General features: G+C 66.3%; 2 protein-coding genes. Both read left to right on the top strand.

The window, feature by feature from the left end; translation table 11 throughout:
- The coding region (locus tag AB4Y84_RS21385) for a toprim domain-containing protein (protein WP_442250897.1) at positions 1-1,048 on the top strand (1,048 nt) is incomplete at its 5' end.
- 254 nt (positions 1,049-1,302) lie between these two features.
- On the top strand, positions 1,303-1,533 hold a 231-nt coding region (locus tag AB4Y84_RS21390), incomplete at its 3' end, for a GNAT family N-acetyltransferase (protein WP_442250898.1).

The following is a 1,533-nucleotide window of genomic DNA, read 5'->3' on the forward strand; positions in this document are numbered from 1 at the left end:
CCTGCGCACCGGCCTGACCGAAGCGCTGCGCGAGTTCTGCGACTTCCGCAACCTGCTGCCACGCGGCGTCAAGCTGGCCCCGGAAGACGTGTGGGACCGCGTGTCGTTCGTGCTGTCGCTGAAGATGACCGACCCGCAGTTCAGCGGTCAGACCAAGGAACGCCTGTCCTCGCGCCAGGCCGCCGGTTTCGTCGAAGGTGCCGCGCACGATGCGTTCAGCCTGCTGCTGAACCAGAACGTGGAGCTGGGCGAGAAGATCGCGCAGATCGCGATCGAGCGCGCCAGCGCGCGCCTGAAAACCGAGAAGCTGGTTGTCCGCAAGAAGGTCACCCAGGGCCCCGCCCTGCCCGGCAAGCTGGCCGACTGCATCAGCCAGGACCTGTCGCGCACCGAACTGTTCCTGGTCGAGGGCGACTCGGCAGGCGGCAGCGCCAAGCAGGCCCGCGACAAGGATTTCCAGGCGATCCTGCCGCTGCGCGGCAAGATCCTCAACACCTGGGAAGTGTCCTCCAACAGCGTGCTGGCCTCGGAGGAAGTGCACAACCTGGCGGTGGCCATCGGCTGCGACCCGGGCAAGGAAGACATCAGCGGCCTGCGCTACGGCAAGGTGATCATCCTGGCCGACGCCGACTCCGACGGCCTGCATATTGCAACACTGCTGACCGCATTGTTCCTGAAGCACTTCCCGGCGCTGGTCGATGCCGGCCACGTGTTCGTGGCGATGCCGCCGCTGTTCCGCATCGACGTGGGCAAGCAGGTGTTCTACGCCCTGGATGAGGAAGAAAAGCGCTCGATGCTGGACAAGATCGAACGCGAGAAGATCAAGGGCGCCATCAACGTGACCCGCTTCAAGGGCCTGGGCGAGATGAATCCGCCGCAGCTGCGTGAATCCACCATCCATCCCGACACCCGTCGCCTGGTGCAGTTGACCATCGACGATGGCGAGCAGACCCATTCACTGATGGACATGCTGCTGGCCAAGAAGCGTGCGTCTGATCGCAAGGGCTGGCTGGAGAGCAAGGGCGATCTGGCTTCGCTGGAAGTCTGATTCCCGGCGCGTGATTGCGCGGGGCCGTGGCGACGGCCCCGACCTTGGGCGATCCCCGCACGTGTGGTAGTGCCGGCCGCTGGCCGGCTGCTTTCTGTGAACCATCGGGATACCTGGGTTGCCGGCCAGCGGCCGGCACTACCAGACCTCTCCACGCTGCCGGCCAGCGGCCGGCATTGCTGGGTCGATGGATCCGCCGCCATCGGCAAACCCTGCGGGTCCATAATGCGCGCTCATTCGCGTGGACGACCCCATTGCCCGCCAACTCGCTGCTGTTCCCCGGGCTGCCGCTACACAGCGCGCGCCTGGTGCTGAGCCCCATCCGCCGCGATGACGCCGTGGCCCTGTTCGCCCTGCAGTCCGACCCGGACGTGATGCACTGGTGGAACCACGCAGCGTGGACGCGCCCCGCCGAAGCACGCGCGCAGATCGACGACGACCTGGCTGCACAGGCTACCGGCACGCAATTGAAGTTGGCCCTGCGC

The sequence above is a fragment of the Stenotrophomonas sp. 2YAF22 genome (genome assembly GCF_052114665.1).
GTDB lineage: Bacteria > Pseudomonadota > Gammaproteobacteria > Xanthomonadales > Xanthomonadaceae > Stenotrophomonas > Stenotrophomonas indicatrix.